Below are 22,059 nucleotides of genomic sequence, written 5' to 3' on the forward strand. Positions count from 1 at the left end.
TTCCCAAACAAACAACACCCGGTGCCGTGCTTCCCCCTCAGCCTGAGCCGCGCAGCGCCAGTTCGGGTGCCATGGTGACCGAACGGGCGTCACGCCCGTCGATCCGCGCGAACAGCAGCTCGACCAGCAGCTCCGCCCCGCGCGCGACATGCTGGCGCACGGTGGACAGCGGCGGGCTGGTGTGGCGCGCCAGCGGAATGTCGTCAAAGCCGATCACCGCCACCTGATCGGGCACGGCGATGCCGCGCGCGCCGAGCACGCTCAACGCGCTCATCGCGATCACGTCCGATGCCGCGACGATGCCGTCGGGCGGCGACTCGCTGTCGAGATAGCGGGCGATTTCGCCCGCCGAGGCATCGGTGGTCAGATGAACGGGGACCAGCCGTCCCTCCCCCCGCCTTCGTCCAGGGCGGCGCAGAAACCCTGATAGCGGGCGGCGAACTCAGGCACCGCCGGATTGCCAAAAAACGCCAGCCGGCGACGCCCCCTACCCAGCAGATGCGCGGCCGCCATCCGGCCGCCCGCGACATTGTCGGTGCCGACGGTCAGCTGCTGATAGCCGTGCACCGCCGCCCCCCAGACAACCAGCGGCCGGAACCGGGCGGCGACCCGCTCGATCACGTCGATCTGGTCGGACTGGCCGATCAGGATCACGCCGTCGACCCGGCCCGAATCGACAATCGCGTCCAGCCAGTCATCGGCCTCCGGAATGACGCGCGACAGCAGCAGGTCGCGCCCGCGCGCCGCCAGCGCGTCGGCGAGCGGGCCGAGCAGGCTCATGAAGAACGGATCGGACAGATGCTGGCCGGTTTCATGGCCGAGCGGCAGCACGACGCCGATCGCGCCCGTGCGCCCGAGGCGCAGGTTGCGCGCCGCCTGGTTGATGCGAAAGCCATGCTCGCGCGCCAGCGCGCCGATCCGGTCGCGCGTCTCGGCGCGGATCGCGGGATTGCCCGCCAGCGCCCGCGACACGGTGGAAACCGAAACGCCGGCCAGTTTGGCCAGCTCGGCCAGCGAACCAATCGGAGCCTTCATGACCGTTCCATGCCATGGCCGGCCGCCCCCCGCCAGCCCGGCAGGGGTTAAGTTTCTGGCCCCAAAGGCTTCAGGGCGCGGTGCCGGGCGGGCGCGATTCGGCCAGGATCAGCGCGAACTGGTCATCGGCATCGGTCCATTCCCTGATCGGGCTCCACCCCCCGGCGCGCAGCAGCAGCCGTGCCTCGCGCGGGCCATATTTATGGCTGTTTTCGGTGTGGATGGTCTCACCGGCCGCCATCCCAAACGTCTCGCCCGCGATGGTGAAGCTCAAGTCGCGCACCGCCTCGAGATGCATTTCGATCCGCGCCTCGTCATCGTTCCAGCGCGCACGGTGGACAAAGCCGTCGACCGGAATGTCGGCGTCCAGCTCGCGGTTGATCCGGTGCAGCAGGTTGAGGTTGAACCGCGCGGTCACGCCGGCGGCATCGTCATAGGCGGCGATCAGTGTGCCGACATCCTTCACCCGGTCGATGCCGATCAGCAGCATCGCGCCCTCACCCAGCGTCTCGGCCATCGCGCGCAGCAGATTGACCGCGGTGCGCGGCACCATGTTGCCGATCGTCGAACCGGGGAAAAAGCCGAGCTTGGGCAGCGCCGCGATCGCGGGCGGCGGTTCGATCGGCAGCATGAAATCCGCCTCGACCGGCAGGATCGACAGGCGCGGAAAGCCCGAGGCGAGCGCTGCCGCCGATTCGCGCAGAAACTCGCCCGAAATGTCGATCGGCACATAGGCGGCCGGCCGCACCGCGCCCAGGATATGCGGCGTCTTGACCGACGATCCCGATCCGAACTCGACGACCGCGCGCCCCGGCCCGACCGCCTCGGCGATGTCGGGCGCGGCGGCGGCGAGCAGCGCGGTCTCCACCCGGGTCGGGTAATATTCGGGCAGCGCGGTGATTTTTTCGAACAGCAGCGACCCCTGATGGTCATAGAACCAGCGCGCCGGGATCGCCCGCGGACGCATGCGGAACCCGGCGAGCACATCGGCGCGGAATGCGGGGTCGGCGGTCATCGTCCGCCCGCCCGGATGCACGCCGGTCAGCTGCACGGGTCGCTCGCCAGGCGCAGGCCGTTGAACTGCCAGCGCTGATGGGGGTAGAAGAAGTTGCGATAGCTTGCGCGGGCATGGCCGCGCGGCGTCGCGCAGCTGCCGCCGCGCAGCACGAACTGGCCGCTCATGAACTTGCCATTATATTCGCCGACCGCGCCGGCTGCCGGGCGGAAGCCCGGATAGGGGCGATAGGCGCTGCCCGTCCATTCCCAGACGCCGCCGAACAGGCCGTGATCGCCGGGCAGCGGCCGCACCGCGACCGGCGCGTCGAGGAAATTGCCGCTGGCCGGATCATGGTCGGCAGCGGCGGCTTCCCATTCGAACTCGGTCGGCAGCCGCGCCCCGGCCCAGGCGGCAAAGGCATCGGCCTCGAACAGGCTGATATGCGTGACCGGTGCGGCGGGATCGACCGGATGCAGCCCGTCGAGCCCGAAGCTCAGCCACCCGCCCTCGCCGTCGCGCTGCCAGTAGAGCGGCGCCTCGATCCGCTCGCGCTGGATGAATGCCCAGCCATCGGCCAGCCACCAGCGCGGCGTCTGATAGCCCCTGTCGGCAATGAACGCCGCCCATTCGCCGGCGGTGACCGGCCGGTCGGCGAGCCGGTGCGGCGCCAGCAGCACGCGGTGGCGCGGCCCTTCATTGTCGAACGCAAAGCCCGGCCCGGCATGGCCGATCTCGACCACCCCCTCCGCCCCGTCGCGCCAGCCCATGGGCGGCGGCGGCGGTGCGGGCTCCCGGCGCTGCGGCCGGAATGCAGGGTGAAGCGGGTTCTGCGCGAACAGGTGCAGCAGATCGGTCAGCAGCAGCTCCTGATGCTGCTGTTCATGCGCCAGCCCCAGTTCAATAAGCGCCGCCTGGTCAGGCGTCAGCATGGCCATCGCCCCGGCCATCGCGGCATCGACATGGGCGCGATAGGCGCAGATGTCGGCCAGTGACGGGCGCGTCAGCAGACCGCGCTGCGGCCGGGGGTGGCGCGGGCCCTCGGCCTCGTAATAGCTGTTGAACAGATAGGCGAAGGCGGGATCGAACGGCCGGTAACCGGGCAGATCGCGCAGCACGAAGGTTTCGAAGAACCAGCTGGTGTGCGCCAGATGCCATTTGGCGGGCGACGCATCGTCCATCGACTGGACGGTGGCATCGGCATCACTCAGCCCCTCGACCAGCGCCATGCTGAACGCACGGACCTGGGCAAACAGGGCGGCCAGATCCGCCACGGGCGGGTCGGACCGGAAAGGGCGGGCGGCAGTCATCGGGCGGCGATCATAGCCGGCTCCCGCGACATTGTCGTGACCGGACCGGCGCCCGCATGCCGCGCCGCAACCGTCAGCGGGTCGCGCCCGGTTTCCACAGCACGTCGCCGCCATTGCGGCTGGCGACCAGCCGCGCTGCGACGAACAGATGGTCCGACAGCCGGTTGAGATAGGCGAGTGCCTGCGGGTTGAGCGGCACCTGCCCCGCTGCGACCACGGCGGTGCGTTCGGCACGGCGGACAATGGCGCGCGCCAGATGCAGCGCGGCGACGCCGGGCGTGCCGCCGGGCAGGATGAACGAGGTGAGCGGCGGAAGATCGGCGTTCATCGCGTCAATCTCCGCCTCCAGCCGCGCGACCTGGGCGGGGACGATGCGCAGCACCATGTCGGACGGCGCAAAGCTTTCGCCCGGCGTCGCAAAATCGGCCCCGAGGTCGAACAGGTCGTTCTGGATGCGCTTGAGGTCGCCGACCACCGGATCGTCGCCCAGCGCCGCGATGGCGACGCCCAGCGCGCTGTTGGCTTCATCGACATCGCCGATCAGCGCGAGGCGCGCGGCGCTTTTGGGCACGCGCGAGCCATCGACCAGCCCGGTCGTGCCATCATCGCCGGTGCGCGTGTAGATGCGGTTGAGCTTGACCATCGCGACGGGCCGGTCGGGTCAGCGCGACAGGAGCAGCAGCAGCGCGGCGATGATGATCGCGACGCCCTGGAAGAAGATCCGCCCCATCATCGCCTTGTTCTGGCGCAGGGCCGACTGGCTCGGCCCGGATCCTTGCGCGTTCAGATCGGCCTCGGTGGTTTTGAGGAACGCGACGACGCCCCGGATCAGCATGAACAGGGTCGCGATCATCGCGACGATGAGAAGCAGGGCAAGGATCGTCGTCATCGCGGCTATCTAGGCATCATCGCGCCGGAATCCAAGCGGCGCGCCGCCATTTCTGATCGCCCCGGTGATGATCGCCGGGTCAGCGCCCGCCACCCGCAGATCGGCAAGCGTCGGCGCGCCATGGCGCTTGGCGAGCCGCCGCCCGTCCGCATCAAGGATCAGCCCGTGATGGTGATAGACGGGCACCGGCAGGTCGAGCAGCGCCTGCAGCAGCCGGTGGACATGGGTGGCATGGAACAGGTCCGCCCCGCGCACGATCAGCGTCACCCCCTGATCGGCATCGTCGGTGACGACCGCCAGATGATAGCTGGTCGGCACATCCTTGCGCGCAAGCACCACGTCGCCAAGCAGATCGGGCCGCGCCGCCACCTGGCCGGCACGCTCGTCGGTCCAGACCAGCGGGCCGGTCAGCGCCGCTGCGCGGGCGACGTCCAGCCGCCAGGCATGAGGCCGCGACAGATCGGGTTCGCCCTGCCCTGCCGCCGGACGGCAGGTACCGGGATAAAGCGGCCCGTCCGGCCCGTGCGGCGCGGACTGGCTGGCCGCGATCTCGCGCGCAATGTCGGCGCGCGTGCAGAAACAGGGATAGACCAGCCCCATTGCGCGCAGCCGGTCGAGCGCCGCCCGGTAGAGCGGCAGCCGCGCCGACTGGCGGACCACCGGGCCGTCCCAGCTCAGCCCCAGCCAGGCCAGATCGGCAAGGATCGATTCGACAAAGGGCTCGCGCGCCCGGCCGCCATCAATATCCTCGATGCGGACGATGAAGCGGCCGCCCGCCGCCCGCGCCCGGTCATGCGCCATCATCGCCGACAGGGCGTGGCCGGCGTGGAGCAGGCCGGTCGGGCTGGGGGCGAAGCGTGTGATCAAGTCTGTGGATAACATGGTGGATCGGCTTGACCCTTTTGCCCGGCAAATGTCATCCCTGCGTCATCTTCGCCGGGCATTGCGCCTGTCGGAACGAGGGAGAGGCGCGCTTGTACCATCCCGATCTCATACGCCACCCGGACAGTTGCCCGGCGCTGGTCCTCAATGCCGATTACACGCCGCTCAGCTATTATCCGCTCAGCCTGTGGCCCTGGCAATCGGCGGTCAAGGCCGTGTTTCTCGACCGGGTCGACATCATCGAGACCTATGAGAAGCAGGTGCGAAGTCCGACCAGCGCGATGCGGCTCCCCTCGGTCATCGCGCTCAAGCAATATGTCAGACCCTCGCAACACCCCGCCTTCACCCGTTTCAACCTGTTCCTGCGCGACCGTTTCGTCTGCCAATATTGCGGCGCGGCGCGCGATCTGACCTTCGATCATGTCATCCCCCGCGCCTATGGCGGGCGCACCACCTGGGAAAATGTCACCACCGCCTGCGCGCCCTGCAACCTGAAAAAGGGCGGGCGGACGCCGCGCGAAGCGGGCATGGGCCTGCACGAACAGCCCTATCGGCCGACCAGCTGGCAGCTTCAGGACCATGGCCGCGCCTTTCCGCCCAACTACCTGCACGAAAGCTGGCGCGACTGGCTGTATTGGGACGTCGAACTGCAGGCGTGAGTGGGGGGGGCAGACCTCCCGCCCCTCAGGTCCGGTTGACCGGGCGGGGGACGCGGGGCACCATGTTGCGATGCAACAAGCCCCCGCGATCACCCAGAACCCCGACATCCGCTTTCTCGGCCGCCTGCTCGGGGATGTGATCCGCCATTATGGGGGCGAGCGGCTCTATCGGCAGACCGAATATATCCGCTCCGCCTCGGTCGACCGGCACCGGGGGCTGGCCGATGCGGCGTCGATCGATCCCGGGCTCGATGCGCTGGGGCTGGACGACACGCTCGCCTTTGTGCGCGGCTTCATGCTGTTTTCGATGCTCGCCAACCTGGCCGAAGACCGGCAGGGCATCGCGGCGGAACCGGGGGCGGACCTGAAGACCGCGCTCGCCGCGCTCGACCGCGCCGGGATCGGGCGCGAGGCGCTGATGGAGCTGCTGTCATCCGCCCGGATCGCGCCGGTGCTGACCGCGCATCCGACCGAGGTCAGGCGCAAGAGCATCATCGACCACAAGAACCGCATTGCCGAGCTGATGCGCCGCCGCGATGCGGGCTTTGCCGAAACAGCGGATGGCGAGCCGGTCGAGGAGGCGATCTCGCGCCAGATCGCGCTGTTGTGGCAGACGCGCCCGCTGCGCCGCGAGCGGCTCTATGTCGCCGACGAGGTCGACACCGCGACCGCCTATTTCCGCGACGTGTTCCTGCCGGTGCTGCCCGCGCTCTACCAGCGCTGGGAACAGCTGATCGGCGCGCGGCCGCCGGGGTTCCTGCGCCCCGGCAGCTGGATCGGCGGCGACCGTGACGGCAATCCCTTCGTCACCGCAGCCTCGCTTGAACTGGCGCTGGCGCGCGGGGCCGAGGTGGCGCTGGGCCATTATCTCGACGCCGTGCATGCGCTGGGCGCGGAGCTGTCGGTCTCGACCGAACTGGCAGAAGTGAGCGATGCCGTGCGCGCGCTGGCCGATGCCAGCCATGACAATGCCCCGGCGCGCGCCGATGAACCCTATCGGCGCGCGCTGTCGGGCATTTATGCGCGGCTGGCCGCCACCTATTCGGACCTGACCGGCCATGCGCCGCCGCGCGCGACCGCGCTGGCCGCGCCGCCCTATCCGGATCCCGATACGCTGCGCGCCGATCTGGTCGCCATCGCCCGGTCGCTCGGCGCGGGCGGCGGGCCGCTGGCCGGGGGCGGCGCGCTCGCCCGGCTGATCCGCGCGGTCGAGACCTTCGGCTTTCACCTCGCGACGCTCGACCTGCGCCAGAACAGCGCCGTCCATGAACGCGTGGTCGCCGAGCTGCTGGCACAGGCCGGGGTGGAGGCGGATTATCTGGCGCTCGACGAGGCGGCGCGCATTGCGCTCCTCACCCGCGAACTCGCCTCGCCACGGCCGCTCCGCTCGCCCTTTGCGCACTATTCCGACGAAACCGCCAAGGAACTGGCGGTGTTCGAGGCTGCGGCCGCGGCCCATCGCCGCCACGGGCCGGCTGCGGTTGAAAACTGCATCGTGTCGATGACGCGGTCCGTCTCCGACCTGCTTGAGGCGCAGCTGCTGCTGAAGGAGGCGGGGCTGGCCGCGCCGGGCGCGCAGCCGATGGTGATGGCCGTGCCGCTGTTCGAGACGATTGCCGACCTTGAGGCCGCACCGGCGATCATGCGCACCTGGCTGGCGCTGCCCCCGGTCGGCGCGGCGGCGCGGGCGCGCGGCTTTCAGGAGGTGATGCTCGGCTATTCGGACAGCAACAAGGATGGCGGCTATCTGACCTCGGTCTGGTCGCTCCACGAGGCGAGCGAGGCGCTGCGCGCGGTATTCGCCGAAGCCGGGATCGGGATGCGCCTGTTCCATGGCCGGGGCGGCGCGGTGGGGCGCGGCGGCGGATCGTCCTTCGCCGCCATTCGGGGCCAGGCCCCCGGCACCGTGCAGGGCCGCATCCGCATCACCGAACAGGGCGAGGTGATCGCCGCCAAATATGGCACCGCCGAAAGCGCGGCCGCCAATCTGGAGGCGATGGCGGCGGCGACCGTGCTGACCTCGCTCGCGCCCGAGGAACTGTCGGCGGCGGACCGGCGGCGCTTTGCGGGCGCGATGGCGGGCATGTCGCGCACCGCTTTTGCCGCCTATCGCGGGCTGGTTTATGACGATGGCGATTTTCGCAGCTTCTTCCGGCAGATGACACCGGTCGCCGAAATCGCGACGCTCAAGATCGGATCGCGCCCTGCCAGCCGCACCGCATCCGACCGGATCGAGGATCTGCGCGCGATCCCCTGGGTGTTCAGCTGGGCGCAGGCGCGGGTGATGCTGCCGGGCTGGTTCGGCGTCGGCCACGCGCTTCAAAGCATTGAGGACAAAGCACTTCTGCGCGACATGGCAACGGCCTGGCCGTTCATGGCGACGACGCTGGCCAATCTCGAAATGGTGCTGGCCAAATCCGATATGGGCATCGCCGCGCGCTATGCCGGGCTGGTCGCCGACCGGGCTGCGGCGGAGCGGATCTTCGGCCGCATCCGCGATGCCTGGTTCGCCACCCGCGACGCGCTGCTCGAGGTGACCGACCAGCCGCGACTGCTGGCGCGCACTCCCAAGCTCGATGCCTCGATCCGGCTGCGCCTGCCCTATATCGAGCCGCTCAACCTGCTGCAGATCGAGCTGCTGAAGCGCCACCGTGCCGGCGAGACCGATGCGCGCATCGCCGAGGGCATCCAGCTGTCGATCAACGCGATCGCGACCGCGCTGCGCAACAGCGGCTGAAACCGCACACGGACGACCGAAAGCACAGCGAAGCTGTGGCGCGAGCCGTGCAGGATCGCGCATGTCCTGCCAAGCATGCGCGAGCCGCATATATGCCCGCCCGTGATGGTGTTCGGTGATCAACCGCAGGACCTGACCGCGCGGGACTTCAAACCTCGGCTTTCCTGCGGCGGTTTTTCATGCGAACCTCTTGATTCGAAATGGGGGGGCGCATGGAAATATTGGGGGGCGTGATCGTCGTTCTTCTGCTTGTCATTGCCGGGCTGAATCTGGTCGAGGCGCGCGGACACAAATCGCGCGGACCGGACCGCCGGGAATAGCTTCGACGCCTGACCGCACACCCCGCCCAACACGGCCGCGCCCGCCGGCCTGATCGCGCGCCGGTGCGACAAGCAGGGCCGCCGCGCACCGGCCGCCGCATGAAAAACGCCGCGCGACCATCGGGCCACGCGGCGTTTCATGTTCGATCTTCGGGCTTTTGCCGATCGATCCAGCGGGGTCGGGTGCCGGCCCGGACAGGCCGGCACCCCCTCCCCCCGGAAAAATCAGGCGAAGCGGACGCCCACCCGGACGCGGCGGCGCACGGCGGCACCGACAAAGCCGAAGCCGAGGATCATCATCGCCCAGGTCTGCGGCTCGGGCACCGCGGCCAGGTCATAGCCCATGGCGTCGAACGCGATGATGTCGAACAGCGACACCTGCTGGAACGGACGGCCGCCCCCCGGGCCGGTCGCCGTCGGGTCCATGATGCCGATCGGCGGCGCGATGTTCAGAAGGACGTCGTCCTTCCAGTGGCTGGCCTGACGACCATCGCCGACGGTGCGGCCGGTCGACATCAGCGCCAGGCAGTTCTGGCCGCCATCGATCGAATAGCAGGGCGCACCGCCAATCGTCCAATCACGCACGGTCTGGCCATCAAGCGTGCCGTAGCGGAACAGGTCATGCACCGTGCCCCAGGCGATGTTGTTGAGGCCGGTGCGGCCCGGAAGCGCCACGCCGGGCAGCGCGTTCACATCGGCGGTGTCGACGCCCGAGCGGAAGCCGAGCGCATGGCCGATTTCATGGGCGGCAACGCCGACGAAATCGATCTTGCCCGGATCGATGCCGTCGGTCGGATCGAAATCCCAGTCGAACAGCGTCGAGAAGCTGACGCTGCCGTCGCGCCCATTGGGGTTGTTGGCCGCATAGACGGGAGCAAGGCCCATCGCCTTCATCTGCGCGGTGTTCACGTTCAGATTGTTGTTGTCGAACGAGTTGTTGGCATCAAGCACGCGGGTGTCGCGGTTGATCGGCTGGCCGGCCGGCTCGTTCGATGCAAACGTCAGCGGCCCTGCACCCAGCGAGGCGACCGCCACCTGGTCGAAGGTCGACTTGGCGTCGGCGATCAGCGCCTGGCGGACGGCGGAATAGCCGACCGTGTTGGTGGTCGAGCCGGTCGAGCCCAGAATGCCGGTGCCGAGCTGCGAGAAGCGGACATCGAGCCGGATGGTGATGTTGTCGTTGAACAGGCTGGTCCAGTAACGCGCCGCCGCTTCGAACGCCGCGCGCGCCTGGGTGCCTTCGCCCACGCCGCCCAGGTCGTTGAGGATGATGGTCATCCCGCCGCCGGCATTGTTCGACTGGACCGAGAAGCTGTTGAGGCTGTTCGGGTTGTAGGTCCCGTTATCCTCGACAAACTGGTGGTTACAGGTCGCGGTGTGGACATGGCCCAGCTGCGCCTGCGCCGCCGATGGCATGGCAAGGGCGCCAAGCGCCGCGCCGCCCATGGCGGCAATGATCAATCTGCTCACGCATTCATCCCCTTTTTTCGACGGGCTGCTACCCCACAGCCCGCGCGAAGGGGATGCTGACGGACGGTTATGGTAAATCAAGTATTAACTTATTGAATACCAATGATATAGAATATCATGTGTCCTTTTGGCACCATATTGCATGGTCGGGATCTGCGCCCGCCCACCCTGCCAAAGACACTCAGCCGAGCGCGAGGCCGAGCGGGGCCAGCGCACGCGGCGCCTTCTGCTTGACCTTGAAGAAGCCGGCGGTGGCGAGCGGCCACAGCGCACGGTCATAGGGATCATCGACACTCAGCGCCCCGGCCAGCGCAGCCGCCCAGACATCACCCTCCGGCCCGGTCGGCAGGCGGAACGCCGCCAGCGGCCGGCCGGCAGCAGCGGCATGAAGTTCATCCGGGGTTGCCGCGATGGCAGTCGGGCAGCCCCACAGCCCTTCGGCGCGCGCCAGCATGTCGGCCACCGCGCCGCGCGCAAAGCCGGCGACCGCCGGCGCGACGCCCGCCGGGCTGCGCCGGTCGGGCGCGCAAAGGCCGATGACGATGGCCGGCGGGTGCGCAAGCGCCGGCGGCAGCGCCAGCCCTTCGCCGTCATGCACGACCAGCGCATGGCCTGGCATCACCGCGCCGCCCGGTGCGGGCAGAGCGACGAGCGGATGCTCGGCCGCCTCGTCAAGCGGCTCGACATCCTCGACCAGCCCGCGCGGATCGAAGCGGCCGCCCGTGTAGCGGCGGATATTCTCCGCCCGCGCCGCATAGGCCTTGCCGCGCGTGTGCAGCCCCGCCACCCAGCGCCAAGACAGGGTGTTGGACGCGGCATCGCCGTCAAGCAGATGGCGCATGAACAGGTCCGCCCCCAGTTCCCAGGGCAGGCGCAGCGTGAAGATCCAGATGCTCGCCAGCCACATCCGCGCATGATTGTGCAGCCAGTTGTGCGTGGTGAGTTCGGCGATCCAGGCATCGAAACAGTCGATGCCGGTGCGTCCGGCCACCGCCGCGTCATAGGCGCGACGCAGCCCGGCATTGGCGTTGAGGCGATCAAGCGCCGCATCGCGCCCCTCGACATAGGCGCGCCAGACGCTCGGCCGCTGTTCAAGCCAGCCGCGGAAATAGCCGCGCCACAGCACCTCCTGCACGAACTTTTCCGCCGCCCCGCCATGATCGGCGGTCGCGGCGGCGATCACCTCGCGCTCATGCACCAGCCGGTGGCGCAGCCAGGGCGACAGGCCCGACACATTGGGCCGGGCGAGCGCATCGCCCGCCGCCGGGCCATGATCATGGTTGCGCCGGTCGGCATAAAGCTCGCCCATCGCCGGGGCGAAGGCGGCGATCCGGGCCAGCGCGGCGGCGCGCGTCGGCTCAGCCATGATCGCCGCCGATCAGCGCGGCCAGCGCCCGCCCCGAGACAAAGCCGCTCTCGACGCGCGGCCCGACCAGCCAGTCGCCGCACGCGCCCAGCCGCAGCGCCGGGTTCCAGAGCGCGGGCGGGCCGGGTTCCGCCAGCCGCGCGGCCATCGCATAGCGCCAGCGATGCGCGGTGACATAGGCCGGCACCGGCAGCGCAGTGCCGATCACCGCGCCAAATACGGCGAGCAGCGCGGCGGCGACCGTGTCGGCATCGTCTTCCAGATGCGCGCGTGACCAGTCCGGGCTGGCCTGGATGACAAATGCCTCCGGTCCCGCGCGCCCGGGCTTGGCCGAGTTGCGCGCCGCCCAGCCGATCACGCCGCCATCGCCGTCCGTGCCACCCCGCCAGCTGTCGGGCGCGGCCACCGGTTCGGCAAAGGCCGCCATCACCGTCCAGCACGGCGCGGAGCGGCTGGCCTGGGCACGGGCAGCGAACGCCGGATCATGGGGCGCAAGCAGCGCGGCCTGCTGCTCGGCGGGCACCGCGACCAGCACCGCATCGGCAGCGATGTCCAGCGCCGCGCCGCCCGCGTCACCGGTCACGCGCCAGCCGGCCCCGGCGCGGACCAGCGCCTCGGCGCGCGTTGACCACATCACGTCATGGCCAGCGGCGAGCGCGCGCACCGGCGCGTTCATCCCCGGCACGCCGACAAAGGCATCCGGCCCGGCAGCCGGCCAGGGCGCGACGATGCCCGCCGCCGCCCAGGCATCGACCTGCGCGACGAAATCGGGGGTGCGGGCGGTGAAATATTGCGCGCCATGATCGAACTGCACCGCCCCGAGCGGGGTTTCGGCCCGCCGGGTCGACATGCGCCCGCCCGGCCCGCGCGCCTTGTCGATCAGCCGCACCCGATGGCCGGCGGCCATCAGCGCATCGGCGGCGGCCAGCCCGGCCAGTCCTGCCCCGACAATCACGATCTGCATCACTTCCCTCCCGGCTCGACCCCGCGACGCCCAGCGCTGTCCGGGGCGGGCCATAAAGCGTTTGGGCACGCGGGGAAATCGCCGCGCACCAAGCTGCGCCCGGCCATTGCACAACGGGGCGGATCGACTAGCTTGGGCGGGCGCAGAGCGCGACTCGGCAGGGCAACTTCGGGGGCGGTGGAGCAGCGATTGGAACTGGTCAAACCGTCTTACCGCACCGGCGCAGACGAGGCCCGCGAACGCCTGTCGGCGGCGCTTGCCCGCGCCGCCGAGGGCGACCGACGCGCCTTTTACGAAGTCTATCAGCGCAGTTCAGCGAAACTTTACGGGATATGCTGCCGTATCTTGGGCGAAGGCCATGACGCGGAGGAGGCGTTGCAGCACGCCTATCTGAACATCTGGCGGCGGGCCGACCGGTTCGACCCCAGCCGCGCCAGCCCGATCACCTGGCTGGCAGCGATCGCGCGCAACAGCGCGATCGACCGGCTGCGCGCGCGCGGCGGGGCGATCATGGCCCCGATCGAGGACGCGGCCGACATCGCCGATCCCGCCCCCGATGCCGCGTCGCTCGCGGAAATGGCGGAAGACGGCGCGCGGCTGCATGCCTGTCTGGGCGATCTGCCGGGTCGCGAGGCGGGGCTGATCCGCGCCGCGTTTCTGGAAGGCGCGAGCTATCCCGAACTCGCCCAGCGGTCGTCCGAACCGCTCGGCACGGTCAAGAGCCGGATCCGCCGCGCTCTGCTGAAGCTGCGTGAGTGTCTGAGCCGGTGAACGACGAAGATGATCTGCTGGCCGCCGAACATGCGCTGGGCCTGACCGATGCCACGGCGCGGGTCGATGGCGATGCCGGCTTCGCGCTGGCCGTCGACCGCTGGCGCGCCCGGCTGCTGCCGATGATGGGCGCGCCCGACAAAACGCCGCCGACCGAGCTGTGGGCGCGCATCGCCGAAAGCCTGCCGCCCCCCGCCCCCGCCGCACGCCCGGCCCGGGCGGACGGCCCCCGGTTCTGGCGGATGGCAACCTATGCCTCGGCAGCACTCGCGGCGAGCTTCCTTGCGGTGATCGTGCTGCGCCCGACTGCCCCGGCACCCGCACCGGCACCGCAGACGGCCTCGGCACCTCCGCCGGCCACCGAACCGGCAGCCGGGCCAGAACAGGCCGCGCCGATCATGGTCGCCGCGCTCACCCCCGCCGCCCCTACGCGCGGCACCGGGCTGGTCGCCATCACCTTTGACGGGCGCGAGGGGCGGATGACCGTGCTGCCGACCGGCATGGATGCCGGCGGCAAGGCAGCCGAGCTGTGGGTGATCCCCGCCGACGGCAAGCCGCGCTCGCTGGGCGTCATTCCCGACAAGAGCGCGGCGACGATGGTGATCGCGCCCGAAGAGCGGCGGATGCTGGGCGCGGGCGTGAAGCTGGCGATCACGCTCGAACCGCCGGGCGGCGCGCCGGGCGGCAAGCCGAGCGGCCCCGTGGTGATGGCAGGCGAGATGCGCGCCGTCTGAGGTGCGGGCCTGAGAGTTGTTTGTTGCGCGCCTCACGGCGCGGGGGCGGCACCGGCCCGCTCCCCCACCCGGCCTCCCAACGGCAGGTTACGCTATGGGAGGCCGGGTGGGGGAGCGGGCCGGTGCCGTTCTTCCCAGCTAACGACTCCCCGGTGCCGGTCTTCCCAACCAACGACTCCCCGGTGCCGTTCTTCCCAACTCGACACCCCCGGCACGCCCCATCCCGACCAGACGTTGCCGATCAGCGATCAGCCGTTGGCGACAGGCTGCATCCGCCGCCCACGACCATGCGTAGCTGGCTGCGTGGGCCCGGACCCCTGACGGGGCCACGACCAGAAAGGGATTTGACATGAAGCTGATGCTGAAGGCGGCGACCGCCGCTGTCCTGTTCGCCACTGCCGGTGCGGCCATCGCCGCCGACACCGCGCCGATCGTGGGCGGTGCGCCCATGTATCCGAACAAGACGATCGCCGAAAATGCCGTCAACTCCAAGGACCACACGACGCTGATCGCGGCGGTCTCGGCGGCCGGCCTTGTCGATGCGCTGAAGGGCCCTGGCCCGCTGACGGTGTTCGCGCCGGTCAATGCCGCCTTCGCCAAGCTGCCCGCCGGCACCGTCGAAACGCTGCTCAAGCCGGAAAACAAGGGCGCGCTGACCGGCGTGCTCACCTATCATGTCGTCCCCGGCCGCGTGACCGCCGCCGATCTGGTCGGCAAGATCAAGGCCGGCGGCGGCAAGGCGGTGGTCAAGACGCTGAACGGCGGCACGCTGACCGCGACGCTGATGGGCGACACCGTGATGCTGACCGACCAGAAGGGCGGCATGGCCCATGTCACCCAGGCCGATGTCATGCAGTCGAACGGCGTCATCCATGTGATCGACGCGGTCGTCCTGCCGTAAACCCTGCAGGCTTCCGCGCGGGGCCGGGCGGATGTCCGCCGCCCGCCCCGCGCGGCAAGACCGGGAAAGGCCGTCCCCCTGACACGGTCTTTCCCATATCGCCCGCCGGCTCCATGAACCGCCGCAAAGGCCGGGAACCGGACGGGCTTATGGCTGGGCGAAGGCCATCCCCTCCCCCCTTGCACCCGGGGACGGCCTTCGCCCTTTTCAGCCTCAGCGCGGCTGGCGCACCGCCGTCACCGCTGCTGCCGGATAGTCGCTGAACAGCCCATCAACGCCCGCGGCCAGAAACTGCGCCAGCTCCTCCGCCAGCCGGCCATGCGCCTCACCCGCCGCGCCGCTGCGCAGTTCGGCGGGCAGGAACATGTTTTCGGCCCGGAAGGTCCAGGGATGGACGACCAGCCCGGCGGCATGGGCATCGGCAACCAGCCGGGTCGGCGGCAGCGACCGGCCGGCGGCGTCGCGCGGCACCACCAGCGTCTTTTCCGGCCCGATCCCGGCGGCATAGCCGGCAATCTCCTTCAGCCCCGCTGGGGTCAGCATGTCGGCATAGGCGGTGCCCGGCCGGTCGGGCGGCCCGCCCGCCCCGGCGACCAGCTGGACGAGGCGGAGCGCCGTCATCCCCTTCAGCATCTTCAGGTTTTCGACCTCGAAGCTCTGGATGAACACGGGGTCGGCCGCGCGCGTCCAGCCATGATCGGCAAGCACCTTCAGCATCGCCGCTTCGAGCGGCAGGCCGATGCCGCGGAAATAGGAGGGATGCTTGGTTTCGGGATAGACGCCGACGCCGTGCTTGCGGGCCAGCGCCACCACCTCGGCAAAGGTCGGGATGCGTTCATCGGCAAAGGCCGTGTTGCCGGGCCGGAGCCGGGGCAGCCGTTCGCGCGCCTTGAGCGTCTTCAGCTCGGCAAGCGAGAAATCCTCGGTGAACCAGCCGCTCATCTCCACCCCGTCGATCAGCCGGGTCGTGCGGCGGGCGGCGAATTCGGGCCGTTCGGCGACATCGGTGGTGCCCGAAATCTCGTTTTCGTGGCGCGCGACCAGCACGCCGTCCTTCGTCATCACCAGATCCGGTTCGATGAAATCGGCCCCCTGCTCGATCGCGCGTTCATAGGCGGCAAGCGTGTGTTCGGGGCGCTCGCCGCTGGCGCCACGATGGGCGATGACGACCGGGCGGGCGGATGCGGCGGGAACGGGGGCTGCGGCGGCGGGGGTGAGGGACGCGGTCATGGCCGCCAGAATGGCAAGGGCGGCGCGAAACGAAAGGCCGGCGGTGAAGGGCATGTGACTTTTTCTCCCGGTCCCGCTAGCAGCGCGGGGATGAATGCCACCGACCTTCGCATCGCTTTGTTTAGCGGAAACTACAATTACGTCCGCGACGGGGCGAATCAGGCACTCAACCGGCTGGTGGGCTATCTGCTGCGCCAGGGCGCGCAGGTGCGCGTCTATGCACCGGTCGTCGACACGCCGGCCTTTGCGCCAACGGGCGATCTGGTCGGCGTCGCATCGGTGCCGGTGCCGGGGCGCGGCGAATACCGGATCGCGCTCGGCCTGCCGGCGGCGGTGCGGCGCGATCTTGATGATTTCGCGCCCAACCTCATCCATCTGTCCGCGCCCGACATTCTCGGCCACCGCGCGCTCGCTTATGCGCGCCGCCACGATCTGGCGGTCGTCGCCTCGGTCCACACGCGGTTCGAAACCTATCCGCGCTATTACGGCCTCGCCTTCATGGAACCGGCGGTCGAAGCGGTGCTGCGCCGTTTCTATCGCCGCTGCGACGCCATTGTCGCGCCGTCGGATTCGATGGCCCAGTGCCTGCGCGGCCAGCGGATGAGCTATGATGTCGGCATCTGGAGCCGGGGGTCGATCGCGACATCTTCAACCCCGGCCGCCGCGATCTGGGCTGGCGGCAGGCGCTGGGCATTGCCGATGACGATGTGGTGATCGGCTTTCTCGGCCGGCTGGTGATGGAAAAGGGTCTCGACGTGTTTTCCGACACGATCGAGGCGCTGGAGCGGCGGCAGCTGCGCCACAAAGTGCTGGTGGTCGGGGACGGCCCGGCGCGCGACTGGTTCGAACGCCGGCTGCCGCAGGCGGTGTTCGCCGGGTTTCAGGGCGGGGCCGATCTGGGCCGCGCGGTCGCATCGATGGACATGCTGTTCAACCCCAGCGTCACCGAGACGTTCGGCAATGTGACGCAGGAAGCGATGGCCTGCGGCATTCCGGTGATCGCCGCCCGCGCGACCGGCAGCGAAAGCCTGGTGGCCGACGGCGTGACCGGCCGGCTGGTGCGCCCCGGCGCGATCGAGGCATTTGCCGACGCGCTGGGCGACTATCTGGCCGATCCCGACGCCCGCATCGCCGCCGGACAGGCGGGCCTTGCCCGCGCCGCCCAGTCGGGCTGGGATCAGGTCAACCAGGCGCTGGTCGATACCTATCTGCGCGTGCTGCGCCAGCGCCGCGACGGCGGCGGCGCACCGCAAGCCAGCCCGGTGCCCTGACCGGGCCGGGGTTCGCCCCGCCCCGCTCCATCTTCAGCCTGAGGAGCCGGGCCGGCCAGCCCGGCCCGAACATTCCCTAGCCCTCGTCGCCCATGCGCAGCGCGGCGATGAACGCTTCCTGCGGAATCTGGACGCTGCCATATTCGCGCATGCGCTTCTTGCCTTCCTTCTGCTTTTCCAGAAGCTTGCGCTTGCGGGTAATGTCGCCGCCATAGCATTTGGCGGTCACGTCCTTGCGCAGCGCGGCGATGGTCTCGCGCGCGATCACCTTGCCGCCGATCGCCGCCTGGATCGGGATCTTGAACAGATGGCGCGGGATCAGATCCTTCAGCCGCTCGCACATGTGGCGGCCACGCGCCTCGGCGGCGCTGCGGTGGACGATCATCGACAGCGCATCGACCGGCTCGGCATTGACGAGGATCGACATCTTGACGAGGTCGCCCGGCCGGTAGCCGATCTGTTCGTAATCGAAGCTGGCATAGCCGCGGCTGATCGATTTCAGCCGGTCGTAGAAATCAAACACCACCTCGTTGAGCGGCAGTTCATAGGTCAGCTGCGCGCGGCCGCCGACATAGGTCAGGTTCTTCTGGATGCCGCGCCGGTCCTGACACAGCTTCAGGATCGCGCCCAGATATTCGTCGGGCACATAGATCACCGCCTCGATCCACGGCTCCTCGATCTCGGCGATGCGGTTGGGATCGGGCATGTCGGCGGGGTTGTGCAGTTCGATCTGCCGCCCTTCGGTCTCGCCCGCCGCCTTGGTCAGCGCGAGCTTGTAGACCACGCTCGGCGCGGTGGTGATCAGATCGAGATCATATTCGCGCGTCAGCCGTTCCTGGATGATTTCGAGGTGAAGCAGCCCCAGAAACCCGCAGCGGAAGCCGAAGCCGAGCGCGGCCGAGGTTTCCATCTCGAAGCTGAACGACGCATCGTTCAAGCGCAGCTTGGAGATCGATTCGCGCAGCTTTTCAAAGTCGTTGGCATCGACCGGAAACAGGCCGCAGAACACCACCGGCTGCACTTCCTTGAAGCCGGGCAGCGGCTGGGCCGCCGGCTTTTTGGCATCGGTGATGGTGTCGCCGACCATCGCCTGGCTGACATCCTTGATCTGCGCGGTGATGAAGCCGACCTCGCCCGGCCCGAGCTGGGGCATATGCTCGATCTTGGGGCGGAACACGCCCACCCGGTCGACCAGATGCATGGTCCCGGCCTGCATGAACTTGATCTGCTGCCCTTTTTTAAGGACGCCATCGACCACGCGGACAAGGATGACGACGCCCAGATACGGGTCGTACCAGCTATCGACCAGCATCGCCTGCAACGGCGCGGTGGCATCGCCCTTGGGCGGCGGGATCTTCTTGACGATCGCATCCAGCACCTCGTCGATGCCGATGCCCGATTTGGCGCTGGCGAGCACCGCCTCGGACGCGTCGAGGCCGATAATCTCCTCGATCTCGGCGCGGACCTTTTCGGGCTCGGCGGCGGGCAGGTCGATCTTGTTGATGACCGGCACAATCTCATGATCATGCTCGATCGACTGATAGACATTGGCGAGCGTCTGCGCCTCCACGCCCTGCGCGGCGTCGACGACGAGGAGCGCACCCTCGCACGCGGCGAGGCTGCGCGACACCTCATAGGCGAAGTCGACATGGCCGGGCGTGTCCATCAGATTGAGGACATAGCCGTTCCAGTCGAGGCGCACCGTCTGCGCCTTGATCGTGATCCCGCGCTCTTTCTCGATGTCCATATTGTCGAGAACCTGCGACGACATCTCGCGCTCGCTCAGCCCGCCGGTGCGTTGGATCAGCCGGTCGGCAAGGGTCGACTTGCCATGGTCGATATGGGCGATGATCGAGAAATTGCGGATCTTGTCGAGGTCGGTCATGCCGCGCCCCTAGCACTGCCGGGGCCGCTTGCCAAAGCCCGGGAAAAGCCGGTGCGAGCGCGCGCGCTTTGCGCTATGCCTTGCGCCGAACAAGGGGGTCGCCACCATATGACCGGTCGTCCGTTCCGCGCCGCATGCGGACCGGACCAGGGTCACCGGCAAACCGGTTTCAGCTTGAAGGGGCGAGAGGGAGGAATGACGTGCGCAAGATGATGACGATGACGGCGGCCGCTGTGGCGCTGCTGGCGGCAGGGCCGGCCTTTGCCGTCGACAAGAAGGACACCAAGGGCTCGTCCGCGCGGCAGATGCAGACCAAGCAGACGGCCGAGATCCCGGTGTGCACCAAGAAACTCGGCACGATCGCGATCGTCGAGCCGGACAATCAATGGTGGCGCGAACTCAACCTCGGCAGCCCCGAGGCGATCATCAAGATCTTCGTCCAGCGTTCGGGCTGCTTCACGCTCGTCAATCGCGGGCGCAGCATGGCCAGCCGCAACATGGAACGCGCGATGGCCGATGCCGGCGAACTGCAGGCCGGATCGAATCTCGGGCGCGGCCAGGTGAAGGCGGCGGATTATTTCCTGCAGCCCGACATTGTCAGCTCCAACCGCAACTCGGGCGGCGGCGGCGCGCTGGGCGCGATCGGCGGGCTGCTCGGCGGGCGCGCGGTCGGCGGGCTGCTGGGCGGCATTTCGGTCCGCAAGAGCGAGGCCAATGTCACCCTGTCGGTCGTCAATGCCCGCACCACCGAAGAGGAGGCGCTGGTCGAAGGCTATGCGCGCAAATCCGACCTGAGCTTTGGCGGCGGCGGCGGTGCGTTCTGGGGCGGCTTCGCCGGCGCGGCCGGGGCGGCTATCAGAACACCGAAATCGGCCAGGTGATCGTGCTCGCCTATCTCGACGCCTATACCAAGCTGGTCACCGAACTGGGCGGCCTGCCCGAGAACGCTGCAGCCGCCGCGCCCAAGGCGCGCTGAACCGGCGGCGGCTTCAGGGGGCGGGCGCCTCGACTGGCAGGCGCCCGCCCCCTCCGGATTCCCCGCCCCTGCTGTCTGCGATGCCGCTTTCTTGCGCGGGGCGACGGAAAGTTCGCACGACGGCCTTGATCCGCACGCAAAGCCCCGTTAAGGGCAGCCACCTTGCCTCCGGGGCGGTCCGCCGCCCGGTCCGGTCGGGGAGTAGCTCAGCCTGGTAGAGCACTGTCTTCGGGAGGCAGGGGCCGGAGGTTCGAATCCTCTCTCCCCGACCATTTCTCCAGCGTTCGCAGCCTAAAACGGCAGAAAACCGCGCCTTTCAATCTGAGGCAGGTAGATGGTTGCGATTCAAATCCGCAAGATTGTGCGGCCGATTGTGCCCTCCCCCCCCCCCCGCTGTGCCGGGGAGCAGGCAGAATGGCAACTTATCGTCGCGGCGCCGTCTACTGGTGGCGTCGAAACTTTCCTGCGCGGGAGGGCACCTCCCATTCTATAACAATCCGGATCTCAATGAGGACGGCGTACACGGTCTGGACGGCGCGCAACATGACGCCAGCCTACCTTATCTGCTCAGCTTTTTGGCCGCCATGGTGATCAGCCACCGTTGCGGTTGTTGGTCCCGCGCGCGCCGCCTATTGCCGGATCGGGTCTGATCAGTTTCGCGCCTGGATCGGCTGTTGCCAACGGAGACCGACATGCTTTCCCTTGTCCTGCTCGCCGTCTCAATCGGTCTTCTCATCAAATGCGCTGTCGACGATCGACGTGAGTATCTGCTTTTCAAGACGCTGGCCGGGACCGCGGACAGGCAGCAGATCTACCGGCTTTGGCTGTTCAAGGGCCTCGTGCTGTTCGGCCTTTTCGGCGTGGCGCAGCTGGCGATGCTGGGCAGACTGCCGGCGCTGTTCGTTCTCCCGGCCGAGTTCGCACCGATCGCTGCGATGATCCGGGCGCGGATCGGCGCACTCGATCTTAGCGCCGACCATTTGATAGGATCCGGAATATCGTTCGGCACCGGGGTCGCGATCACCATGATCGTGGCGATCCGGACCGGCAAGAGCATCGGCGCCGGCGATTTCGACGCGCTGCGGCCGCGCAACCGGGCAGAGCTTGGCTGGGGCGCATTGCTGTCGCTCAACGCGGGGATTGGCGAAGAGCTTTTCTTCAGGCTCGTGCTGCCGTTGCTGTTCACCGACCTGGCCGGGGATCCGCTGCTGGGCTTCGCTCTCGCGACGATCGCCTTCGGTCTGGCGCATGCCTACCAAGGCGTCGTCGGCGTGCTGACGACAGGGCTGATCGGCGCCTTTCTCGCCTTCGTGTATCTTGCCACCGGCAACCTTTTCATCGTTGTGGCCATACACGCTGCGATCGATCTGAACGCTTTGGTCCTGCAACCCTGGCTAATGCTGCGGTTCGGTCGGCCGCGCAAAGTCGCCTGAACGCGGCTGACGCGACCCAATCGTCCCTGTCTTCGACCCCACGCCCGATCGGCCGGGCACAACCAGGCGCGGCTTTGTCGGCGCGTGCGTTTGGCCGCCAACGCCGCGCGCGGCTCGTCCAATAACGGCTCCCCGCATCCACCAGACCCGGGGTTTGCCCGGCTTGCAAACCTTTGTCGCGATGATATCGGGCTGGGGGATTGAGCGCCGCGCGGTGTCGCGGCCCGACAGC

17 protein-coding genes, 1 tRNA gene and 3 pseudogenes are annotated in these 22,059 nt (G+C 68.8%); 9 read left to right on the forward strand and 12 right to left on the reverse strand.

What is annotated here, in order from left to right; translation table 11 throughout:
• Window positions 1-37 precede the first annotated feature (37 nt).
• The 6 genes and pseudogenes from GVO57_RS00755 to gluQRS all read right to left on the reverse strand — a co-directional run bounded on the left by GVO57_RS00755 (window position 38) and on the right by gluQRS (window position 5,110).
• Window positions 38-1,035: pseudogene (locus GVO57_RS00755) on the reverse strand (LacI family DNA-binding transcriptional regulator).
• A 70-nt stretch (window positions 1,036-1,105) separates the two neighbouring features.
• On the reverse strand, window positions 1,106-2,050 hold the full coding sequence (gene egtD / locus GVO57_RS00760; RefSeq protein ID WP_160593749.1) for an L-histidine N(alpha)-methyltransferase: 945 nt from the start codon (window positions 2,048-2,050) through the stop codon (window positions 1,106-1,108).
• A 26-nt stretch (window positions 2,051-2,076) separates the two neighbouring features.
• Entirely contained in the window at window positions 2,077-3,339 is a 1,263-nt protein-coding gene (egtB, locus tag GVO57_RS00765; protein WP_160591025.1) for an ergothioneine biosynthesis protein EgtB, read from the reverse strand.
• A 73-nt stretch (window positions 3,340-3,412) separates the two neighbouring features.
• Complete coding sequence (locus tag GVO57_RS00770) at window positions 3,413-3,982, reverse strand: cob(I)yrinic acid a,c-diamide adenosyltransferase (RefSeq protein ID WP_160591027.1); 570 nt, start codon at window positions 3,980-3,982, stop codon at window positions 3,413-3,415.
• 18 nt (window positions 3,983-4,000) lie between these two features.
• Window positions 4,001-4,228, reverse strand: a complete 228-nt coding sequence (locus GVO57_RS00775; RefSeq protein ID WP_160591029.1) for a twin transmembrane helix small protein — start codon at window positions 4,226-4,228, stop codon at window positions 4,001-4,003.
• Between the two features lie 9 nt (window positions 4,229-4,237).
• Complete coding sequence (gene gluQRS, locus GVO57_RS00780) at window positions 4,238-5,110, reverse strand: tRNA glutamyl-Q(34) synthetase GluQRS (RefSeq protein WP_160591032.1); 873 nt, start codon at window positions 5,108-5,110, stop codon at window positions 4,238-4,240.
• 92 nt (window positions 5,111-5,202) lie between these two features.
• On the opposite strand from gluQRS, the gene GVO57_RS00785 reads away from it, so the two are divergent.
• Window positions 5,203-5,769, forward strand: a complete 567-nt coding sequence (locus GVO57_RS00785) for an HNH endonuclease (RefSeq protein ID WP_160591034.1) — start codon at window positions 5,203-5,205, stop codon at window positions 5,767-5,769.
• A 70-nt stretch (window positions 5,770-5,839) separates the two neighbouring features.
• Complete coding sequence (ppc, locus tag GVO57_RS00790) at window positions 5,840-8,506, forward strand: phosphoenolpyruvate carboxylase (protein WP_160591036.1); 2,667 nt, start codon at window positions 5,840-5,842, stop codon at window positions 8,504-8,506.
• Between the two features lie 119 nt (window positions 8,507-8,625).
• On the opposite strand, the gene GVO57_RS00795 is transcribed toward ppc, so the two are convergent.
• From GVO57_RS00795 to GVO57_RS00810, 4 genes are all read right to left on the reverse strand, one after another.
• Window positions 8,626-8,967, reverse strand: coding sequence for a hypothetical protein (locus GVO57_RS00795; protein ID WP_160591038.1), 342 nt, complete (start codon window positions 8,965-8,967; stop codon window positions 8,626-8,628).
• Between the two features lie 84 nt (window positions 8,968-9,051).
• Window positions 9,052-10,296, reverse strand: a complete 1,245-nt coding sequence (locus GVO57_RS14715; RefSeq protein WP_233281415.1) for an NF038122 family metalloprotease — start codon at window positions 10,294-10,296, stop codon at window positions 9,052-9,054.
• A 181-nt stretch (window positions 10,297-10,477) separates the two neighbouring features.
• Window positions 10,478-11,662 (reverse strand): FAD-binding domain-containing protein, encoded by a 1,185-nt coding sequence (locus tag GVO57_RS00805; RefSeq protein ID WP_160591040.1) that lies wholly within the window; start codon window positions 11,660-11,662, stop codon window positions 10,478-10,480.
• Complete coding sequence (locus GVO57_RS00810) at window positions 11,655-12,626, reverse strand: NAD(P)/FAD-dependent oxidoreductase (protein ID WP_160591042.1); 972 nt, start codon at window positions 12,624-12,626, stop codon at window positions 11,655-11,657. Before GVO57_RS00810 ends, GVO57_RS00805 begins: the two co-directional genes overlap by 8 nt.
• Before the next feature lie 189 nt (window positions 12,627-12,815).
• On the opposite strand from GVO57_RS00810, the gene GVO57_RS00815 reads away from it, so the two are divergent.
• The 3 genes from GVO57_RS00815 (at window position 12,816) to GVO57_RS00825 (ending at window position 15,032) form a co-directional block, all read left to right on the forward strand.
• Window positions 12,816-13,397: a sigma-70 family RNA polymerase sigma factor gene (locus tag GVO57_RS00815; protein WP_233281416.1), complete on the forward strand. Its 582-nt coding sequence runs from the start codon at window positions 12,816-12,818 to the stop codon at window positions 13,395-13,397.
• Complete coding sequence (locus GVO57_RS00820) at window positions 13,394-14,131, forward strand: anti-sigma factor (RefSeq protein WP_160591046.1); 738 nt, start codon at window positions 13,394-13,396, stop codon at window positions 14,129-14,131. The genes GVO57_RS00815 and GVO57_RS00820 overlap by 4 nt, the downstream gene beginning before the upstream one ends.
• A 358-nt stretch (window positions 14,132-14,489) precedes the next feature.
• Complete coding sequence (locus GVO57_RS00825; protein ID WP_201752713.1) at window positions 14,490-15,032, forward strand: fasciclin domain-containing protein; 543 nt, start codon at window positions 14,490-14,492, stop codon at window positions 15,030-15,032.
• Window positions 15,033-15,245: 213 nt separating this feature from the next.
• Here GVO57_RS00825 and GVO57_RS00830 read toward each other — a convergent pair whose 3' ends face one another.
• Window positions 15,246-16,262, reverse strand: coding sequence for a glycerophosphodiester phosphodiesterase (locus tag GVO57_RS00830; RefSeq protein WP_160591050.1), 1,017 nt, complete (start codon window positions 16,260-16,262; stop codon window positions 15,246-15,248).
• Between the two features lie 90 nt (window positions 16,263-16,352).
• Between GVO57_RS00830 and GVO57_RS00835 the strand changes: the two are divergent.
• Window positions 16,353-17,533, forward strand: a pseudogene (locus tag GVO57_RS00835) (glycosyltransferase family 4 protein).
• Window positions 17,534-17,609: 76 nt separating this feature from the next.
• Here the strand turns inward: GVO57_RS00835 and lepA are convergent.
• Window positions 17,610-19,418 carry a translation elongation factor 4 gene (lepA, locus tag GVO57_RS00840; RefSeq protein WP_160591052.1) on the reverse strand — a complete coding sequence of 603 codons (1,809 nt, stop codon included), beginning with the start codon at window positions 19,416-19,418 and terminating at the stop codon, window positions 17,610-17,612.
• Window positions 19,419-19,636: 218 nt separating this feature from the next.
• Here lepA and GVO57_RS00845 point away from each other — a divergent pair.
• The 3 genes and pseudogenes from GVO57_RS00845 to GVO57_RS00855 all read left to right on the forward strand — a co-directional run bounded on the left by GVO57_RS00845 (window position 19,637) and on the right by GVO57_RS00855 (window position 21,827).
• Window positions 19,637-20,394, forward strand: a pseudogene (locus GVO57_RS00845) (CsgG/HfaB family protein).
• Between the two features lie 195 nt (window positions 20,395-20,589).
• Window positions 20,590-20,666: transfer RNA gene (locus tag GVO57_RS00850), tRNA-Pro, on the forward strand.
• A 420-nt stretch (window positions 20,667-21,086) separates the two neighbouring features.
• Window positions 21,087-21,827, forward strand: coding sequence for a CPBP family intramembrane glutamic endopeptidase (locus tag GVO57_RS00855; RefSeq protein WP_160591054.1), 741 nt, complete (start codon window positions 21,087-21,089; stop codon window positions 21,825-21,827).
• Window positions 21,828-22,059: the final 232 nt, after the last annotated feature.

The sequence above is a fragment of the Sphingomonas changnyeongensis genome (genome assembly GCF_009913435.1).
Taxonomy (GTDB): Bacteria; Pseudomonadota; Alphaproteobacteria; order Sphingomonadales; family Sphingomonadaceae; genus Sphingomonas_B; species Sphingomonas_B changnyeongensis.